We start from the raw sequence: 18,183 nt of genomic DNA on the forward strand, positions 1-18,183 counted from the left end.
CATCCATGCAAAAAAGCTGCCCCTTCATTCAGGGCAGCTTTTTTATTGATTATTGTTCCGGCAAAAGTTCGCTTACAAATTACCACGGCGCGCCTGCTCTCGCTCAATGGCTTCAAACAAAGCTTTAAAGTTGCCTTTACCAAAGGAAGTAGCCCCCTTACGTTGAATAATCTCGTAGAACAAAGTGGGGCGGTCTTCCACCGGCTTGGTGAATATCTGCAACAGGTACCCTTCGTCGTCGCGGTCAACCAGGATATTCAACTCCTTCAGCTTTTCCACATCTTCATCTATGTTGCCCACACGCTCTTTCAAATCCTCGTAATAGGTTTCGGGCACATAGAGAAACTCTACCCCACGGCGGCGCAGCTCACTGACAGTATGCACGATGTCGTCAGTAGCTACGGCAATATGTTGCACACCCGGACCATGATAAAATTCCAGATATTCTTCTATTTGCGACTTGCGCTTTCCTTCTGCCGGTTCGTTTATAGGGAATTTGATATAACCGGTTCCATTAGAAACCACCTTTGACATCAAAGCCGAATATTCGGTAGAAATATCCTTGTCGTCGAAGGTAACCAGCAGTTTAAAGCCCATCACGTCTTGATAGAAGCGCACCCATTCGTTCATTTTGCCCAGCTCTACATTACCCACACAGTGATCTACATATTTCAAGCCGATGGGCTCCGACTTCACGGGGCTTTCCCATTTCTGATAGCCGGGCATGAAGGGACCGCGATAGTTTTTGCGCTCTACGAAGGTGTGTATGGTGTCGCCATAGGTATGAATAGAAGCCACCTTCACTTCGCCGTATTCGTCGGTCAGTGTTTTAGGCTCACCGGCAGAACGCGCCCCCCGTTTCATCGTTTCATAATAAGCCATCTCGGCGTCATCGACCCACAAAGCCAAGACCTTCACGCCGTCGCCATGCAATTTCACATGCTCGCTGATTTCAGAAAAAGGATCTAAGGAAGCCGTCAGGACAAGGCGTATTTTTCCCTGCTCCAACACATAAGAGGCGCGGTCACGCACACCGGTTTCGGGACCGGCATAAGCCACCAGCTGAAAGCCGAAGGCTACCTGATAAAAGTAGGCGGCTTGCTTGGCATTGCCTACGTAGAACTCAATATGATCGGTACCGTTGATAGGAAGAAAATCTTGCTCTGCCATAGTTTTTTCCGTTTTGAATATGGTGATGAAATGCTTTCTTTTTCATACAAATTTACACATACGCCCCGGTAAAACAAAAAAGATTCTTAGCAAAGTGTAATTCTATAAACCTCAAATTGTTCGTATCTTTGCAACATCGCTCAATTAGTTATTTTTTAAAACCAAACAGAGGCCTCCCTATGTCTATCGATTATTCAGCCATAAACCAATTACTCATACACATCATTGAGCAACGCAGGAAGCTAAGCACACTTAACTACGACGATCCCAAATATGACGACCTGGAGGAAGAACTTCATGATATGGAAGATGAATTCACCGAAGAATATGGGGACTTCCTGGAAGATATTTTGGTAGATGTGCACGAAGAGGTTTGTCCGGAAGTGGAAGTGTTTGCCCCGGTTTCATATATTCCCCGTGAGGTATTGGTAGAAAAGAAAGGCAAACAGCAGCACTTCATCAGCCCCTACGGACAAGGCGTGTGGATTGAGCGTGACCATGAGGGGAAAGAAGCTTATTTGGTTATGCTGCCCAACCCCTTGCGCATTGAGCTGGTACACTCACCCGATGAACGCCGCACGGTGTGGCAAGAAAAATAATTTACTTGTTTTATAATATTTCCCACCTATGGCAAGCCGGATGAAGTTTAATATTTCATCCGGCTTTTGATTACGGTGCCATCAGGGCAGCTCCAATACTGAGCCGCAATTGCGACATTTGTGTAGCTCCTTGTTTTCTTTAAATGCCTTGAAGACTTCCGGCAGTTGTTTTTCTATGTCTTCAAGTTTCAAGTACACCTCATGCAGCTTTTCATGGCAGTTATCACAGTACCAAATAAAACCATCGGTTTGTTCCGGGCGGCGGCGCTCTTCGATGACCAAGCCCACCGTGCCGGCCGGGCGCTGCGGTGAATGCGGAATGCGGCGGTTGAGCATGTAAATCTCCCCTTCCCGGATGGGGATGTCGCGAAACTCGCCATCTTCAACGACCTTCAACACAATATCGCCCTTAATCTGATAGAAAAATTCCGGACCTTCGTTGAAGTGGTAGTCTTTGCGGGCATTGGGACCTGCCACCACCATTACAATGAAGTCGCCATCAGGATAAATCTCTTTATTACCCACCGGCGGCTTCAATACATCCTTATGGGCTTCTACCCATTGCATCAGATTGACAACGTTCATCTTTGCCATAGCTAATTGCTTTTAGTTTTAAAACGCTTCAAGTTATACCTTTTATAGTTTTTTTTTCATAAATTCAATACATTTCCTACATAAACACAATTTTATCGCAATTAATTTCTATATTTTGAAAGCTTGGCAACTCTAAAATATGCTTATGATACAACGCACTTTACTCTTCTCCCTGCTTTTCTTTACATTTTGCTTCGGGAGTCACGCCCGGCAAGAAACAGTGGCTACCCTCCGGGATGACAGCCGCACCATTGATGTCAGCAGTTACTTTTCTTATTGGATAGACGAAAGCGGCCACGCCTCTTTAGAGGATGTTATGCAAGCCGACCAAAAGGGGCAATTTCAAAAACATGCAAAAAAAGTTATCAACTTGGGCTTCCTGGACAAGCCCGTATGGCTTAAACTGCAATTGAGCAACCAAGCACAACGCACCAAGGAGTGGCTGCTGGAGTTGAACTATCCGCTGTTGGACAGCATCACGCTTTACCAGCAGGACGAAGCCGGACGTTGGTTGTCCGAAACCATTGGTGACCAAGTCCCCTTTGACCGGCGTGAAATACATTTTCGCAATCCCACTTTTCCCTTGTATCTATATGACAACAGCCGTGTCTATACCATTTATATCCGTGTAAAAACCAGCAGCTCGGTACAGCTACCTGCTAAAATATACACTTCCAATGCATTCCAAGAATACACCATTAAAAGTGACTTGGCATTCGGCTTTTTCTATGGTTGCATGTTAGTCATGCTTTTTTATAACCTGTTACTTTTCGCGGCATTACGCAACCTCAACTATGCCTACTATTGTGTGTATGTCATTGGTTACACGCTGGCACAAGCAGGCTTGCAAGGGCATGGTTTTCAATACCTTTGGCCCAATAGTTTGTTTTGGACGAACGTATCCATTCCCGTATTGATTTCTTTGGGGCTAATAGGAGCAGTACTTTTTGCCAATCGCTTTCTTTACACCAAACGCTATGCCCCACGCATGAGAATAGTGCTCTGGGTGCTCTTTGGCATCAATGTATTGAACATTCTCCTCAGCTTTTTCTTGCCCTACCAAACTATGATCAAACCGGTGGTTTTAAGTATCATTGTGGACTCCGTGCTCATTATCGCCGCCGGTATTGTGGTTTATCGCGCAGGCAACAAAGCCGCGCAGTATTTTATTATTGCTTGGTTGGCTTTCTTACTGGGGCTTATCGCTACGGCATCGGAGGCTTTTGGTTTGCTGCCACGTACTTTCATCTTCCACTACGGGCACCTGTTTGGGGCAGTCATAGAAGTGGTGTTCTTGTCACTTGCCTTGGCTGACCGCATCAACGTCATTCGCAAACAACGCGAAGAAGCACAGGCGCGTGCTTTGGCTATGGCTCAAGAAAATGAGCGCATCATACGAGAACAAAATATCATATTGGAACAGAAGGTGCGTGAGCGAACGGCCGAACTCCAGCAAAAACAAGAGGAAATACTCACTCAAAACGAAGAACTGCAACAACAAAGGGAAGAGATTCTTGCGCAAAGGGACTTTATCGAACGGCAAAACCAAGAGTTGCAGGCTATCAATGAGCACTTGAACAAAAGCATTCAATATGGCGACCGTATTCAGCGTGCCATGTTGCCTTCCAAAGAAGAAATCCTTCAATATGTACGTGACTTCTTTGTTATTTATTTGCCGCGCGACGTGGTGTCCGGCGATTTCTACTGGTTTAGCGAACGAGAAGGACATCTGTTTTTTGCCGCCGTTGACTGTACGGGACACGGGGTGCCCGGTGCCTTCATGTCTATGATAGGCAACACACTGCTCGACGAAATCATCAATGAAAAACATCTTTACAATCCCGCCTTCATATTGGAGGCTTTAAATGATGCCGTTTTTAAAGCGCTGCGACAAGATGAAACGGGCAATGCCGACGGCATGGATGTGGCACTCTGCCGTATAGACAAAATAGATGAAGAGACTTTTGAACTGACCTTTGCCGGCGCACGCCGCCCGGCTTATGTGGTCAAAGATGGTGCCTTGGTAGAACTGAAGGGCAACCGCCGTGGGATTGGTGGCAGCATGAGCCAAAAGCTGGAGCAGTTCGAAAACCATCAGTTGATACTTCATGCCAACGATTGCATTTACATTGGCAGCGACGGCTTCACCGATGCAGCCAACCCCGAACGGGAGAAGTTCGGCACCAAACGTTTAAAAACACTGCTGCAGCTTTACTACAAAGAGCCCATGGAGCGGCAGCGCCAATACTTGATAGAAGAGTTGGAAAACTTCACCAAGGGCACGCCCATGCGCGACGATGTGCTGCTGATGGGCATCAGGCTGTAAATTTTTCTACTTTTGAAAGAAAAAAACATGCTCAACATTGATCTACAAGGGCGAACGGCACTCATTGGTGGCGCAAGCCGGGGAATTGGGCGTGCCTGTGCCGAAGTGTTGGCACAAGCAGGCGCACGCCTCATTTTACTGTCACGCAACCCAACCGACCTGCAAGCCTTGAAAGCAAGCCTGCCCCATGCCGAACAGCACCATATTCTGGCAGTGGACTTATCCAATGCAGCGCAAAGCAGCCAAGCACTGCAAACACTGCTTCAAACAGAAAAGCTGGATGTGCACATATGGGTAAACAACAGCGGAGGACCTGCCCCGGGACCTGCTCATACTGCCTCTGCTGATGCTTATCGCCAAGCCTTCGAGCAACATGTGGTGGCTTCTCAAATGATACTGCAGGTGCTACTGCCTTCCATGCGCAAACACCAATACGGGCGCATTATCAATATTATCTCGACCTCGGTCAGAGAGCCCATTCCTAACCTGGGCGTATCGAACACCATACGTGCGGCCGTAGCCAACTGGGCAAAGACACTCTCGCGCGAGCTGGCACCTTGGGGCATTACTGTCAATAACATTTTGCCCGGCTTTACACAAACCGAGCGTTTGGCACAAATCATTCAAAAACGCGCCGAGCAGGCAGGCTGCACTTTCGACGAAATGGCACGGCAGCTAAGTGCACAGGTACCGGCCGGCCGCTTTGCCCGCCCCGAAGAGATCGCCTATGCCGTGGCTTTTCTTGCATCGCCACTGGCTTCTTATATCAACGGTGTACACTTGGCAATAGACGGCGGACGTCTGCATTCTGCATAAGCTGAAAAAAAAGCTCAAGAGGGCGCCATCATTGGCACCCCCTTGAGCTTTGCTGCACACAGGCAATCAAGTTCTATGGGAACTTAATGGGCAACTTGTCCTTCACTTTATCTTTCAACTTATCTTTTGCCTTGTCGGCTTCTTCTTTTACCTTTTCTTTCACTTCTTCCTTCACCTTCTCAGCTTCTTCTTTTACTTGCTGCTCCACTTCTTCTTTTTTCTCTTCTACTGCCTGTTGGATGGCTTCTTTCTGCTTTTGCAATTCTTCTTTAGCCACTTCTTTCACCTCTTCCTTGGCTGTGCCGCGCGGTTTTACTTTTATCTTCGGTTTGTCGTAAGTGCCTTCTATTTCCACGTCGAACAGCAGACGATCGCCACTTAGCGCATTGGTGCCCGTCAGCTGATTGACAGCCCCTTGAACGGCTTGCCCTGCGGCGCCTGCCGGCACATCCATTGCCAGGGTAAAGTCGAGACTACCATCAAAACCGTTGCTGCCACTCACCGTTATCACGCGGTCGCCACTTTTCACTACAAAAGGCTCATAATTGACGCGCCCCTTGTCTATTTTGATTTTCATGATGACATCCTGCAGGCTCATGGGGGCTAAGTCTTTCATTTTGGTCAGGCTGCTGATTTTAGACAGCACCGGTGTATCCTGCAGTGCGGCTTGCGCTATGGCTATCAAGCCGCCCCCACTCAATGTTTCAAATTTGGGCATAAGATCGCTGCCCAACACGCCGGCCAGGCGCAAGTCAGAAGAGCAGGTCCCCTGCATGGCAGCAGCCAAGGGCGCCATGCGCTGCACCGTTACAATGCTTTTGTATGCTTCGGGGATTTGTATGTTGGCTACTTTCATTGCAAAATCAAAAAATGGCTTATAAGGGTCGGAAGTATCGTACACACCACTCAGCAGCAATTGCCCCCCCAAGGTATGGGTACTTACATTTTCGAACACCACCTTGCCTTCACGCATAATGATTTTGCCTACCAAGTCTTTCAAAAGCAAGTTATCATAAACCACTTCTTGTATTTTGGCATCGAACACAAAATCGAGGTTTTTAGGAATGGCAATGGCTGCCAAATCTACCGTATCGGCTCCGGCAGCTGCAGCCGTGCCGGTTGTTTCTGCTGCTTCTTCTTCCGTCATCCACTCGTTCACATCAAAATGCTTGGATTCCATATGCATCTTGCCACGCAACACAGCATCGTGAAAGGTGTAAGCCATATAATTGGCAATGGTACCTACCAATCGGAAGTCGGACTTGCCGGCGCTGCCGGTCATTTGCTCTACAATAATTTCGCGGGGCGAAATGCGGGCTGCCGCCTGTTGTATGCGCACCTCTGGCATGTCGCTTGTCATATAGCGAAAGTCTGTCATGCGTGCATAGCCCGAAAAATCGAGTTGGTCATATTTTTCTTGTTCAATCAAAGCCATATTGCCTTTTGCGTGCAGGTCGGCGTCTATTTTACCAGCCAGCTGCATGCCTTCCAAGGGGTAGAGGCGTGTTAACTTTTCAAGGTCGGCTTTGCCTTTGGCATTGACGTCAAAGTTCACTTTATCGAAATCTTGAATGAGAGCACTCACTTCTATTGGCTCGCCATCGAAGAGCATGGTAAACTGCCGGAGGTGGAAAGTAGAGCCGGGCAATGAGCCATCGCTTTGCAGGGTGGCAGCCAAGTTCAGCTTTTCCAAAGGCTTAGGCACTTCGGCGGTCTTTATATAACCGTCTGCAAGGCTCATCTGCGCATTTACCACGGGCATTTGCCGGTCATTGTAGGTGCCTTCTACCTTGGCATCCAGCGAAAAGGTGCCTTTCAACTGCATGCCCTCCATGGGAAATATAGTTGCCATATCGGCTAAATTCAAACGAGCCTTTGCATCTACATACATGTCTATGGATTCCAGCCCCCGGAAATTGGCGCGCATGTCTATGGGGTTTTTGCCCAAATCCATATGGAAGCGCTTCAGGTCGAGCAGCGTATTCTCAAGATTTCCATCCGGGTTTTCCAGCTCTACATTCAGCTGCACGTTCTTCACTTCCGCAGGCATACCGGGGTACTGAAAATGGCCGTCTTTCACTTCCAATCGCAAACCAAACCCCGGCATCTGCACCGCATTGTATGTGCCTTTTACCACGCCTTCGAACTGAACACTACCCGATGCCTTCAAGTCATTGAAAGAAGAGGAATAAACACCCGGCACCAACGAAAGCAGCTGTTTGAAGCCCGTTTCCGGAGCGTTGTATTTCAAATCCAACACAATATTGGTATCGGGCATGGCAATGCTTCCCTCAAAATGCAAAGGGAACTCGTTTATTTTCAGAATATTGTCTTTGAAAGTGTAGCGGCTTTGCGCCAAATCCATGCCCATGGTGATGCCGGCACTTACTTTCTTATTGCTTATATACTCCACACCGTCATAGGCAACGGAAGTAGCCGCTATTTCGGTTTGTGTAATCATATCGAACACATCGGCCTGCAAGTTGCCCGAACCGGTATGATTGACCCCCGTCAAACGCACATATACCGGCAGGCTGCGGTCGTCATAAACGATATAGCCGTTTTCGATGCGCCATTCGTCAATAGCCAAAGAAAGAGGTGCTGCCTCTTCCTCTTGAAGCGTATCGGCCGGCTGTTCCAGGAAAATATCCCAATTGGCTTGGCCTTCTGCGTTGACCAGGGCGTGAATGCGTGGTTCAATGAGTTGCACCGAGCGTATTTTCATTTCATCGCCAAAGAGCACACTCCACAGATCAAGGCTTAAGCGAAACGAACACACCGATAAGAGCGTATCGCCGGCAAAGGGGGCACGGTTCACTACCCCAAAGTCATCCAAACGGGCATTCAGGTGCGGGAAATCCCGCAACAGACTTACCGAAAAATTATCGGTATCGAAAAACACATCAGCAGCCACATATTGTGCTATCTGCTTACGCACGGCTGCTTGTATGTTGTCTTTAAAGACAAGCGGAATCAGTGCTATGCAAAGTGCCAACACAAGCAACAAAGCACCGGCGGCAATGAGGATTTTCTTTTTCATAAGTACCGTGATTTAGAAAGTGATTTTGTTAAGCTAAAGTAATACATTTTTTTGAGCTTAAAGCGGTTTGCGTTATATTTACCTGTCTAAAAAGCAAAAGGGCACCATTTTACACACATGTAAGTAGTATCCCATGAAAGGAATCATTTTAGCCGGCGGTTCAGGTACCCGCCTCTACCCTATTACACAAGGCATTAGCAAACAACTGATGCCCATTTACGATAAACCAATGATCTACTACCCGCTTTCTACTTTGATGATGGCGGGCATTCGCGATATCTTGATTATTTCCACCCCTCAGGACCTGCCCCGCTTCGAACAGCTGCTGGGCGACGGCAGCCGCATCGGTTGCCATTTTCAATATGCCGTGCAAGAACGCCCCGAAGGCTTGGCGCAAGCTTTCATCATTGGCGAATCCTTTATAGGCAACGATAAAGTAGCCCTTATTTTGGGCGACAACATATTCTATGGTACGGGCTTGTCACAAACGCTTAAGTCTTGCAATGACCCGGAAGGGGGCATCATCTTTGCCTACCACGTGCAAGACCCCGAACGTTACGGCGTGGTTACTTTCGACAAAGACATGCGCGTGCTTTCCATTGAAGAGAAGCCCCAAAAGCCCAAGTCCAACTACGCCGTGCCCGGTATCTATTTTTACGACAACCGGGTGATAGACATAGCCAAGGCGCTCAAGCCCTCGCCCCGTGGCGAATACGAAATTACGGACGTAAACAAAGCCTACCTTGAAATGGGCGCCCTGACAGTGAAGGTAATGAACCGTGGCACGGCTTGGCTCGATACAGGCACCTTCCAATCGCTTATGCAAGCCTCTTTGTTTGTGCAGGTGATAGAAGAGCGCCAAGGGCTCAAGATAGGATGCATCGAAGAGGTGGCTTACCGCAATGGCTTTATCGATGCCGAACAGCTGGAACGTATAGCCCAGCCGTTACTAAAAAGCGGATATGGACAGTATTTGTTGCAAATCTTACAACAAGAAAAAATCCACCAATAAACCCGCCTCCGGGCTTTTCGTATAAGAAGCAAGGCGGTTGGAATTCAGATAAGGCGAGACGGATACAAACGCATGAGAAAGAAAAAAGAAACACTTTACACTTGGCTGACCCACCCCTATCGCCTGGTGATGCGGGATGAAGAGCGACTGGCTGATTATAAATCCTACCCCATCACGCGGGCGAAGATACTGGCCATTACGGTGCCGCTCATACTATTGGTGTTTGTGGGAGGCTTTTGGCTGTCTTCCTATCTGCACGAGCATGGCAGCTTTGGCAAGCAAGAAACCCAAACCGTCAAGCGTGAGCTTATTCAGCTTTATCAGACCATCGACTCTTTGGAGATAGCACTTCAGTACAATGAGCAGTACATACAAACCCTTCACCAAGTCATCCGTGGCGACGTAGCACCCTGGAAAGAAGAAGCAGAAAAGGCCCGGGCCGGTAAGAGCGAAGAGGTAAAGATAGCGCAGACCGACAGCATAGACTTGGATTATGTTTCCGAAGCAGAGCTGGCATTGCGTAGCGAATATGAACAAGAAGCCGATCAAGCAAACGCTACTACTTATTATCAAGTGGCGAACCAAGCAGGCAGTGCCTCTATAGGTATTTTGTTTCCCCCCTTGCAAGGCATCGTTTCCGGGCGTTTCAGCATGGAACAAAAGCATTATGGCATTGACATAGTGGCCAAAGCCAATGCCCCCATTCATAGCATTGCCGACGGGACTGTCATCTTCGCCGGATGGACCGACGAAACGGGCAACGTCATTGCCATACAACACAGTGGCAACTTGATTTCTGTTTATAAACACAATGCCAAATTGCTCAAGCAGGTAGGCGACATCGTAAGCTCCGGCGAAGCCATTGCCATTATCGGTAATACAGGTAAGTATAGCACAGGACCACATCTCCATTTTGAGCTCTGGCTCAAGGGAAATCCTGTAAATCCTGAACAGTTGATTGCATTTTAGTTGTAAGTGGAAAAATATTAAACAGGAAGAATTATGTTCATGGCCGTATTTAGTAGCACTCCCAGCAAAGGGAACGAACCGCAAGACCTTCATGCCAACACCCATATTGGTGCCGGCACACATTTTACCGGCAATGTAGAGGCTTCGGGCAACATACGTATTGACGGGCGCGTAACCGGCGACGTCATCAGCAAAGCGAAGATAGTAACCGGTACCAAGTCCATTGTGCAGGGCAATGTGGTTGCCGAAAATATGGAGGTAGAAGGCGAAATTATTGGCAAGGTAGTAGTCGCTGATACACTGGTGCTCAAAAGCACCGCACAAATTACCGGTGACATCTACACGCGCAAGCTCATCATAGAAGCGGGCGCCGTCTTTACCGGTACCTGCTCCATGGGCGATGAAAAGATCATCAAAGAAGCACGCAGCAGCATTGTAAAAGATACGCCCAAAGACAACACCTCTTTGCCTAAAGAGCAAGTTAAGGTAGAAACTAAATAAGCCCCAACGCTTTGTCAAAGAACGAAAAAAAACCCCGCTCCAAGCCACTGCACGATTATATGCGCTATAGTGGCTTGGGCATTCAAATGCTGGCAACCATAGGCATCTTTTTGTGGATAGGTATGCAAATAGACCGGAAGCTCTCATGGGAGTTCCCGGTATTTACCATTATCTTTGTGCTGATAGGAATCGTTGGTTCTATCATCTCTCTGATAAAAAACCTATCCCAAGACTCATGAAACAATCGTGGAAAACTTCTCTGGCATTAAGTCTTTTTGCTGCCGCCTTTTTCCTGCTGGGCGAGCACTATCAATGGAGCTGGTTACCTGCCGAAAAATGGTGGATTTTGATTTTTATATTGGCTATTTCACTGCTTAGCGCTCTTTTACACAGCTTAGGCGTAAAAGAAAACGACCCCCATACTTTACAAAAAGCCTTTTTCACCAGTCTCACCTTGCGCATGTTCTTGTCGCTTGCTTTCATAGGCATTTTTCTGTGGCAAGGTGTCAGCCGGCCCTTCCACTTCGTAGTCCTCTTCTTTGTCTTATACTTTCTATTCGTTGGATTTGAAATTTACCATCTATTGACTAACTTGCGAGCCGATTCTTAAATATACGGATAAACCATGAAATCAATCAAGGCTATACTTCTGATTTTCATTGCTTTGTTGGGCTTGCAGCTGTCTGCCTATGCCAATCCGCAACCGGAAGAAGAAGAGTTCAATGCAGGTGAGACCATCTTCCACCACTTAAGCAACTCTCATGAATGGCACCTCTTCTCCATTGGCGACACACACGTAAGCATCCCTTTGCCTGTTATCTTATATACCCCCAATGGTTTAGACGTGTTTCTGTCGAGTGAGTTCCATCATGGGAAAGTTACCGAAGAAGGCATTATGCTGGAAAGAGGAAAAAACACTTATATTATAGAGCATGACCATATCAAATTAGCCGGTCACGAAGAAGCTGCGGTCTATGATTTTTCTATTACCAAGAACGTAGCCTCCATGTTCTTGAGCGTGGTGCTGCTCTTTATTATCTTTGGAAAGGTGGCAAAGTCTTACCAAACAGACAAGCCGCAAGCGCCCAAAGGACTTGCCGGGCTTGTAGAGCCGGTGATTCTCTTCGTACGCGATGAGATTGCCGTTCCTGCCATCGGCAAAGACAAGTACGAGCGCTTCATGCCTTACTTGCTGACCGTCTTTTTCTACATCTGGATAAACAACCTGCTTGGCTTGTTGCCGGGCGCTGCCAACCTCACCGGCAACATCACCATCACCGCCACTCTTGCCGGCTTCACTTTGATGATGATTCTTTTCAATGGCAACAAAAACTACTGGGGACACATATTTGCGCCCCCGGTGCCTACTTGGCTCTACCCTATCATGATTCCCATTGAGATAGTAGGTATTTTCACCAAACCCTTTGCCTTGGCTATCCGTTTGTTTGCCAACATTACCGCCGGCCATATCGTTATCTTGAGCCTCCTTTCTCTTATCTTCATATTCAAAAGCTTTGCCGTAGCGCCTATCAGTGTGGGCTTTGCCCTCTTTATCAATGGCTTGGAATTGCTGGTGGCGTTTATTCAGGCATTCGTATTTACGCTGCTTAGTGCCCTCTTTATCGGGCAAGCCGTAGAAGAGCATCACCACGAAGAGCACGAAGCGCACCACCCTGCACATGAAGAAGCCAATCATGCAGAGAAGCCCGCACAGGCAGAAATAAAAGAAGAGGTGGCTGTAACGGCTTAATGCCATAAAACTAAAACAAAGGCTTTCATTCACTTAAACAATAAAAACTATGTTAGCAACTCTGATTGTATTCTTGTTGGAAGGTCTGGTAGGTTTGGGCGCCGGCTTGGGTGCCGGTGTAGTAGCCTTGGGCGCCGGTTTGGGTATCGGTCGCATTGGTGGTCAAGCTATGGACGCCATTGCACGTCAGCCCGAAGCCGGAGCTAAGGTGCAAACCGCTATGATTATTTCTGCTGCTCTTATCGAGGGTGTAGCCCTCTTTGGTGCAGTAGTGTGCTTGTTGCTGGCACTTTCCTAATTATCAGGTATGGCAAAGCTCCCTGAACCGCGCTTGGCGGCAGGGGCTTTGCCTCCTTTCTTGCTTAGTCTAACAGATTTTAGATATACCCTGATTACCATTTAAAACACAAACGAACTATGCAACTGCTTACCCCTGAACTCGGTTTGTTTTTCTGGCAGCTCGTCACTTTCCTCTTGGTGGTATTCCTGCTTACCAAATATGCATGGAAGCCCATCTTACAAGGCATCAAGAAGCGTGAAGAGGAAATCACTCACGCCTTGGCTGCTGCCGAAAAAGCACGCGAAGAGATGCAGCGTATCTCTGCCGAGAACGAAAAGCTGCTTCAAGAAGCACGTATTGAAAAAGACCAAATCCTGAAAAAAGCACAAGAGACTGCCCGTCAGTTGGTGGATGAAGCAAAAGAAAACGCCAAGAAAGAAGCTAACCGCATGATTGAAGATGCCCGCCGCATCATTGAATCAGAGAAAAATGCGGCATTGAGCGAAATCAAAGCTCAAATAGCTACGCTTTCTGTACAAGTAGCCGAACGTATTCTTAAAAATCAACTCTCAGAAGAAGCCAAGCAAAAGGCTTATATCGAAGAGTTATTGAAAGATATTAAACTAAACTAAGATGTCTGCACAACGAGTCGCCAAACGCTATGCCCAAGCCCTGCTGGATTTAGCTGTGGAACACAACGCGCTGGATGCTGTTTACCATGACATGGAAGCCGTTGAGCAGTTCCTCAAGCAAAACAAGCAGGTAGAGGCTATTCTCAATAACCCTATCATCTACAGCTATAAAAAACTGGCCATACTGAAAGCCATCTTCGAGAAGCACGTGCACCCGCTTACCATGAAATTTATGGAGGCACTCTCGAAGCGCAACCGTGAAAAGATACTTTATGAAATAGCGCTTGCCTTTGAAAAGCTTTATGAAGAAAAGCAAGGCATTCAGCGGGCATATGTGCAATCAGCTGTAAGCTTGGACGACAAACTAAAAGCAAGCCTCACCGGCTTGGTGGCGAAGGCGTCCAACAGCAAGCAGGTTCGATTGTTCGAGCAAGTAAACCCTGAATTAATCGGCGGCTTTGTATTGCGTATCGAAGACACCCAACTGGATGCATCGGTACGTAGTAAACTGCGCCAAATAGAGATGGAGCTTACCCATGCCTAAGTCTTAGAAGCTTCGTTTTTTTTAATAAATTGCCATATGCAACTGCCCGTTGTATATGGCTTTTTTGTTTGAAACAACATAAAAACACATTCCCTATGAAAGCACTTCAAGGTGTTGGCGTGGCACTGGTTACCCCCATGCATGCTGACGGCAGTATCGATTGGGCTGCCTACGAACGTCTTTTAGATTATACGCATCAAATAGGCGTTGACTATTGGGTAGTACAAGGCACTACCGGCGAGTCGCCTACCATCACTGCCGAAGAAAAAAAACGACTCTTAGAGGTAGCCAAACAGCACCCGGCACAAAAACCCGTAGTATTTGGCATAGGTGGCAATAACACACAAGCCGTAGTACGACAGCTGAAAGAGATAGATCTCAGTGGTGTCAGCGCCATCTTGTCGGTATGTCCATATTACAATAAACCTTCACAAGAGGGCTTATACCGGCACTTTACGGAAGTGGCAGAACACAGCCCCGTACCGGTGATTCTCTACAACGTGCCGGGGCGTACCGGCTGCAACCTGCAGGCTTCCACCACCTTGCGGCTGGCACAGCATCCCAATATAGTAGCAATCAAAGAAGCTTCCGGTGATTTGATGCAGATTATGCAGATAGCAGTAGAACGCCCGGAAGGCTTCTTACTGCTCTCCGGCGACGACCTTTTGACCCCCGCCATGGTTGCCGTAGGTGCCGAAGGTGTGATATCGGTGATGGCAAATGCCTTCGCCTCTTTTAATGATATGGTTCATGCTTCCCTTGCAGGCGAAAAAGACAAGGTAAAGCAGCTATTGGGGCAGTTGATAGGCATCAACGAGCTGCTATACAAAGAAGGGAACCCCGTAGGGATTAAATGTGTGCTTAAACATATGGGCATCTGCGAAGAGCACGTGCGCTTGCCTTTGGCACCTGCTTCTGCGTCCTTGTCAAAAGCTATAGAAGATACTCTGAAAAAACTAAGCCTTTTGACGCAATAAAAGCGGCAGCGATGATACGGCAAGGGGTTTGGTGGCAACTAAGCCTTCGCCATAATCGGCACCTATGAAGTGCCCCATTTCCTTGCCCCTTGCTTCTATACGCTCCATAAACCAAGGTGTGGAGATGTAGGTCTCCGGCTCGTTGCTTCGCTTTTCAGAAACTCCGGGCACATAAAACTGCGAAGCAAAAGCTGCAATGGCGCGTTTTTTAACTTCCCAAAAAGGACTTACATCCACTACAAAGGTGGGGGCTATAAATTCATCTTGTATCACATGGAATACTTCCTTAGGGCGCCATGCTTCCTGTTCCTGCCCGTTCCGGGAAGTAGAGATGCGTCGTAAGCCGGCATAAAAACAGGCTTCTTTAACCAGCTGTGCAGCCCTTCCGTGGTCCGGATGGCGGTCGTGCAGAGCATTGGTAATTACAATGTCGGGGCGGTAATGGCGTATAAGCTCTATAACGCGCAAGGTAGCCATGTAGTCCAAACGAAAGAAAGCATCAGCCAAACGCAGATTCTCCCTTGCCACTACTCCCAATATCCGGGCTGCTTCTTCTGCCTCCCGGATGCGCAAAGCAGCGTTGCCTCTTGACCCCATTTCACCGGCGGTGAGGTCTGCCATAGCCACACGGTAGCCCTGTGCCACCTGCGATGCGATGATGCCGGCACACGACAACTCGGCATCGTCGGGGTGTGCCATAATGACCAATATATCTACTTTCTGTGTGCTCTCCATAAGCAAATTATTTAGCGTATGCGCAAGCGCTGTCCCGGTCGTATGATGCTGCGGGGTCCCAATCCGTTCATTTTCATCAAGTAAGAAACAGAAACCCCGTAACGACGCGCAATGTGACTAAGCGTATCACCGGAGCGTACGACATACCACACCTGCTGTCTGACAGTGGCACCCAAGTGCCTGAAGTGCTGAGGCAACAAATAAAACCATTCGCCTTTTATGGATTGGCTTGGCGCAGTGTGAAAGTCAAAGATTTCTTCGGGATTGAAAGAGTTGCCGGCATAACGGAATTCAAAGTGCAAATGTGGTCCTGTGCTTCGCCCGGTGGAGCCTCCCAAGCCTATGACGTCGCCCGCCTTCACCTCTTGCCCCACCTTGCAAAGGATTTTACTCATATGGGCATAGAGCGTCTCCAAGCCGTTGTAATGGCGCAACACTACATGATAGCCATAGCCCCTATCGTAGCGGGCTATCCGCACGATTCCGTCGAAGGTAGCATGAATGGGGTCGCCTGTGCGCAGGGCTAAATCGGTGCCATGATGAAAACGCCCCCAACGATAACCAAACGAAGAGGTTTTCCAATAGGAATCCAAAGGCGGAAACCAATAGTGTTGGCGCGTACTGTCATACAAGTGGATAGGGATGGTATCTTTGAATGTAGAAGGGTCTATTTTGTAGGGATTGATGTATTCCGAACTCCAAATGGAATAGTACTCGGCAGCTTTGACCCATACGCAGTCTATCTTTAAAAACTCTGACACCTGCACCAAAGCAGGTTCTTCATATTTCAGGGAGTTGGTGTCTTCGCTTACTACCGACAAAGCACGCGATGGCACAAAGGTAGTGTCTTTGTTCGCGGCGCTATCGCCTGCAGTTGTTGTATCTTTGCGGACAGCCGAAGAGTCTTTCTGTTGATTCACCGGAGGCTTGACCGTCAGTTTATCTTGCTTCACCGGTTCCTCCTGAGCCCACGCCATCCCTTGCAAGCCTATACCCAGGCAAAGCAACAAAACGATACGTAACAGCATGCTTTTGCTTTTATTTTAAAAAAATTCCTTCACCTTGCTCACCTCTTCCTTTTGTTTTTCAAAAAAAGGAAGGAGAGCATGCAACTGCAAAGGTAGCTAAAAAGATGCAGTATTGCAGTCTCTCCTTTCAACAAGTATGTGAGAAAAGAGCTGTTTAATTGCTTTCTGCCATCACCTCTTTTTCTGCCAGATAGCGCTCGGCATCCAAGGCTGCCATACAGCCCGAACCTGCCGCCGTTACAGCCTGACGGTATATTTTATCCTGCACATCGCCACAAGCAAATACTCCCGGTATGTTGGTGCGTGTGCTGCCTTTTTCAGTAATCAGGTAGCCGGCTTCATCCATCTCCAACTGCCCTGTAAATAAATCGGTGTTAGGTTTATGCCCAATGGCTACAAAGAAGCCTTGAATTTTCAGCTCTTTGGTTTCGCCTGTTTTGGTATTGCGCAAACGCACGCCTTCTACTTCCTGTTCTCCCAAGATTTCCTCTGTTACATGATTCCAAAGGATTTCTATATTGGGAGCATTCAACACACGCTGCTGCATGATTTTAGATGCCCGCATTTCATCGCGGCGTACAATCATATACACTTTGTTGCATATCTTAGACAAGTAGCTTGCTTCTTCACAAGCGGTATCGCCCCCGCCTACTACTGCCACATCCATCCCCCGGAAGAAGAAGCCATCGCAGACGGCACAGGCAGACACTCCTTTACCGTTGAGACGTTGCTCAGATTCAAGTCCCAACCACTTGGCAGAGGCACCCGTGGCTATAATGATGGTATCGGCTTCCCACTCAGTGCCGTCTTCTGCTTTGGCATAGTGCTTTCCGCCTTCTTTATTAAGGCGCACTTCCACAATCATGCCGGTGCGTATATCAGTATTGAAGCGGGCAGCTTGACGCTCAAAGTCCATCATCATTTGTGGTCCTTGAACACCATCCGGGTAACCCGGATAGTTCTCTACTTCTGTAGTAATGGTCAGCTGACCGCCGGGCTGTGAACCTTTATACAAAACGGGCTTCATACCTGCACGTGCTGCATAAATAGCGGCAGTATAACCGGCAGGTCCCGAACCGATGATAAGACATTTGGTGTGTTCCATAGATTTATTTTTTTATAAGGTCTGAAAAACTCTTTTTCATAACACAAAAAAAGGCAAAAAAGGTCGGGCATAAAAAAACAATGACACTGCAGACGGCAGTGCCAT

Annotated in this window: 19 protein-coding genes; 13 read left to right on the forward strand and 6 right to left on the reverse strand. The window is 47.8% G+C overall.

The genetic code is table 11. The annotated features are described in order from the left end of the window. Positions 1–72: 72 nt before the first annotated feature. Positions 73–1,170, reverse strand: a complete 1,098-nt coding sequence (gene hppD, locus K384_RS04975; RefSeq protein ID WP_038030064.1) for a 4-hydroxyphenylpyruvate dioxygenase — start codon at positions 1,168–1,170, stop codon at positions 73–75. Positions 1,171–1,349: 179 nt separating this feature from the next. Between hppD and K384_RS04980 the strand changes: the two genes are divergently transcribed. Then, positions 1,350–1,769 (forward strand): hypothetical protein, encoded by a 420-nt coding sequence (locus K384_RS04980; protein WP_051633132.1) that lies wholly within the window; start codon positions 1,350–1,352, stop codon positions 1,767–1,769. Between the two features lie 81 nt (positions 1,770–1,850). Here K384_RS04980 and K384_RS04985 read toward each other — a convergent pair whose 3' ends face one another. Then, positions 1,851–2,363 carry a 3-hydroxyanthranilate 3,4-dioxygenase gene (locus K384_RS04985; protein ID WP_084147133.1) on the reverse strand — a complete coding sequence of 171 codons (513 nt, stop codon included), beginning with the start codon at positions 2,361–2,363 and terminating at the stop codon, positions 1,851–1,853. Between the two features lie 145 nt (positions 2,364–2,508). Between K384_RS04985 and K384_RS04990 the strand changes: the two genes are divergently transcribed. Both K384_RS04990 and K384_RS04995 read left to right on the forward strand, forming a co-directional pair. Continuing rightward, a complete protein-coding gene (locus K384_RS04990) occupies positions 2,509–4,689 on the forward strand; it encodes a 7TM diverse intracellular signaling domain-containing protein (protein ID WP_038030065.1) in 2,181 nt (726 codons plus the stop codon). A 27-nt stretch (positions 4,690–4,716) separates the two neighbouring features. Continuing rightward, positions 4,717–5,505, forward strand: a complete 789-nt coding sequence (locus K384_RS04995) for an SDR family oxidoreductase (RefSeq protein WP_038030066.1) — start codon at positions 4,717–4,719, stop codon at positions 5,503–5,505. A gap of 73 nt (positions 5,506–5,578) precedes the next feature. Here K384_RS04995 and K384_RS05000 read toward each other — a convergent pair whose 3' ends face one another. Further along, the gene (locus K384_RS05000) at positions 5,579–8,545 is read right to left on the reverse strand and encodes an AsmA family protein (RefSeq protein ID WP_038030067.1); all 2,967 of its coding nucleotides are present in this window, start codon (positions 8,543–8,545) and stop codon (positions 5,579–5,581) included. 133 nt (positions 8,546–8,678) lie between these two features. Between K384_RS05000 and rfbA the strand changes: the two genes are divergently transcribed. The 10 genes from rfbA to dapA all read left to right on the forward strand — a co-directional run bounded on the left by rfbA (position 8,679) and on the right by dapA (position 15,210). Further along, a complete protein-coding gene (gene rfbA, locus K384_RS05005; protein WP_038030068.1) occupies positions 8,679–9,557 on the forward strand; it encodes a glucose-1-phosphate thymidylyltransferase RfbA in 879 nt (292 codons plus the stop codon). 72 nt (positions 9,558–9,629) lie between these two features. Further along, positions 9,630–10,526: a M23 family metallopeptidase gene (locus K384_RS05010; RefSeq protein WP_038030069.1), complete on the forward strand. Its 897-nt coding sequence runs from the start codon at positions 9,630–9,632 to the stop codon at positions 10,524–10,526. A gap of 33 nt (positions 10,527–10,559) precedes the next feature. Then, entirely contained in the window at positions 10,560–11,027 is a 468-nt protein-coding gene (locus K384_RS05015) for a bactofilin family protein (RefSeq protein WP_051633133.1), read from the forward strand. A gap of 11 nt (positions 11,028–11,038) precedes the next feature. Beyond that, positions 11,039–11,266, forward strand: coding sequence for an AtpZ/AtpI family protein (locus tag K384_RS05020; protein ID WP_157630063.1), 228 nt, complete (start codon positions 11,039–11,041; stop codon positions 11,264–11,266). Beyond that, positions 11,263–11,637 carry a hypothetical protein gene (locus tag K384_RS05025; RefSeq protein WP_038030071.1) on the forward strand — a complete coding sequence of 125 codons (375 nt, stop codon included), beginning with the start codon at positions 11,263–11,265 and terminating at the stop codon, positions 11,635–11,637. Before K384_RS05020 ends, K384_RS05025 begins: the two co-directional genes overlap by 4 nt. Before the next feature lie 15 nt (positions 11,638–11,652). Beyond that, complete coding sequence (gene atpB, locus K384_RS05030) at positions 11,653–12,777, forward strand: F0F1 ATP synthase subunit A (protein WP_071837447.1); 1,125 nt, start codon at positions 11,653–11,655, stop codon at positions 12,775–12,777. Between the two features lie 49 nt (positions 12,778–12,826). Then, entirely contained in the window at positions 12,827–13,075 is a 249-nt protein-coding gene (gene atpE, locus K384_RS05035; protein ID WP_038030073.1) for an ATP synthase F0 subunit C, read from the forward strand. Between the two features lie 119 nt (positions 13,076–13,194). Further along, on the forward strand, positions 13,195–13,689 hold the full coding sequence (locus K384_RS05040; protein ID WP_038030074.1) for a F0F1 ATP synthase subunit B: 495 nt from the start codon (positions 13,195–13,197) through the stop codon (positions 13,687–13,689). Between the two features lies 1 nt (position 13,690). Then, positions 13,691–14,233 (forward strand): ATP synthase F1 subunit delta, encoded by a 543-nt coding sequence (gene atpH, locus K384_RS05045; protein WP_038030076.1) that lies wholly within the window; start codon positions 13,691–13,693, stop codon positions 14,231–14,233. Between the two features lie 95 nt (positions 14,234–14,328). Further along, entirely contained in the window at positions 14,329–15,210 is an 882-nt protein-coding gene (gene dapA, locus K384_RS05050; RefSeq protein WP_038030077.1) for a 4-hydroxy-tetrahydrodipicolinate synthase, read from the forward strand. On the opposite strand, the gene bshB1 is transcribed toward dapA, so the two are convergent. The 3 genes from bshB1 to trxB form a co-directional block, all read right to left on the reverse strand. Further along, positions 15,190–15,945 (reverse strand): bacillithiol biosynthesis deacetylase BshB1, encoded by a 756-nt coding sequence (gene bshB1 / locus K384_RS05055; RefSeq protein ID WP_038030079.1) that lies wholly within the window; start codon positions 15,943–15,945, stop codon positions 15,190–15,192. The two genes, dapA and bshB1, sit on opposite strands and share 21 nt — an antisense overlap. An 11-nt stretch (positions 15,946–15,956) precedes the next feature. After that, positions 15,957–16,973 carry a peptidoglycan DD-metalloendopeptidase family protein gene (locus tag K384_RS05060; RefSeq protein WP_038030081.1) on the reverse strand — a complete coding sequence of 339 codons (1,017 nt, stop codon included), beginning with the start codon at positions 16,971–16,973 and terminating at the stop codon, positions 15,957–15,959. A 154-nt stretch (positions 16,974–17,127) separates the two neighbouring features. Next, complete coding sequence (gene trxB, locus K384_RS05065; RefSeq protein ID WP_038030083.1) at positions 17,128–18,078, reverse strand: thioredoxin-disulfide reductase; 951 nt, start codon at positions 18,076–18,078, stop codon at positions 17,128–17,130. Positions 18,079–18,183 lie beyond the last annotated feature (105 nt).

Origin of the sequence: Thermonema rossianum DSM 10300 (genome assembly GCF_000426825.1) — a bacterium.
Taxonomy (GTDB): Bacteria; Bacteroidota; Bacteroidia; order Cytophagales; family Thermonemataceae; genus Thermonema; species Thermonema rossianum.

What these genes read in the sequence shown, in the direction of transcription:
- hppD (WP_038030064.1), bottom strand. Translation starts at nt 1,170, where the DNA reads ATGGCAGAGCAAGATTTTCTTCCTATCAACGGTACCGATCATATTGAG.
- K384_RS04980 (WP_051633132.1), top strand. Translation starts at nt 1,350, where the DNA reads ATGTCTATCGATTATTCAGCCATAAACCAATTACTCATACACATCATT.
- K384_RS04985 (WP_084147133.1), bottom strand. Translation starts at nt 2,363, where the DNA reads ATGGCAAAGATGAACGTTGTCAATCTGATGCAATGGGTAGAAGCCCAT.
- K384_RS04990 (WP_038030065.1), top strand. Translation starts at nt 2,509, where the DNA reads ATGATACAACGCACTTTACTCTTCTCCCTGCTTTTCTTTACATTTTGC.
- K384_RS04995 (WP_038030066.1), top strand. Translation starts at nt 4,717, where the DNA reads ATGCTCAACATTGATCTACAAGGGCGAACGGCACTCATTGGTGGCGCA.
- K384_RS05000 (WP_038030067.1), bottom strand. Translation starts at nt 8,545, where the DNA reads ATGAAAAAGAAAATCCTCATTGCCGCCGGTGCTTTGTTGCTTGTGTTG.
- rfbA (WP_038030068.1), top strand. Translation starts at nt 8,679, where the DNA reads ATGAAAGGAATCATTTTAGCCGGCGGTTCAGGTACCCGCCTCTACCCT.
- K384_RS05010 (WP_038030069.1), top strand. Translation starts at nt 9,630, where the DNA reads ATGAGAAAGAAAAAAGAAACACTTTACACTTGGCTGACCCACCCCTAT.
- K384_RS05015 (WP_051633133.1), top strand. Translation starts at nt 10,560, where the DNA reads ATGTTCATGGCCGTATTTAGTAGCACTCCCAGCAAAGGGAACGAACCG.
- K384_RS05025 (WP_038030071.1), top strand. Translation starts at nt 11,263, where the DNA reads ATGAAACAATCGTGGAAAACTTCTCTGGCATTAAGTCTTTTTGCTGCC.
- atpB (WP_071837447.1), top strand. Translation starts at nt 11,653, where the DNA reads ATGAAATCAATCAAGGCTATACTTCTGATTTTCATTGCTTTGTTGGGC.
- atpE (WP_038030073.1), top strand. Translation starts at nt 12,827, where the DNA reads ATGTTAGCAACTCTGATTGTATTCTTGTTGGAAGGTCTGGTAGGTTTG.
- K384_RS05040 (WP_038030074.1), top strand. Translation starts at nt 13,195, where the DNA reads ATGCAACTGCTTACCCCTGAACTCGGTTTGTTTTTCTGGCAGCTCGTC.
- atpH (WP_038030076.1), top strand. Translation starts at nt 13,691, where the DNA reads ATGTCTGCACAACGAGTCGCCAAACGCTATGCCCAAGCCCTGCTGGAT.
- dapA (WP_038030077.1), top strand. Translation starts at nt 14,329, where the DNA reads ATGAAAGCACTTCAAGGTGTTGGCGTGGCACTGGTTACCCCCATGCAT.
- bshB1 (WP_038030079.1), bottom strand. Translation starts at nt 15,945, where the DNA reads ATGGAGAGCACACAGAAAGTAGATATATTGGTCATTATGGCACACCCC.
- K384_RS05060 (WP_038030081.1), bottom strand. Translation starts at nt 16,973, where the DNA reads ATGCTGTTACGTATCGTTTTGTTGCTTTGCCTGGGTATAGGCTTGCAA.
- trxB (WP_038030083.1), bottom strand. Translation starts at nt 18,078, where the DNA reads ATGGAACACACCAAATGTCTTATCATCGGTTCGGGACCTGCCGGTTAT.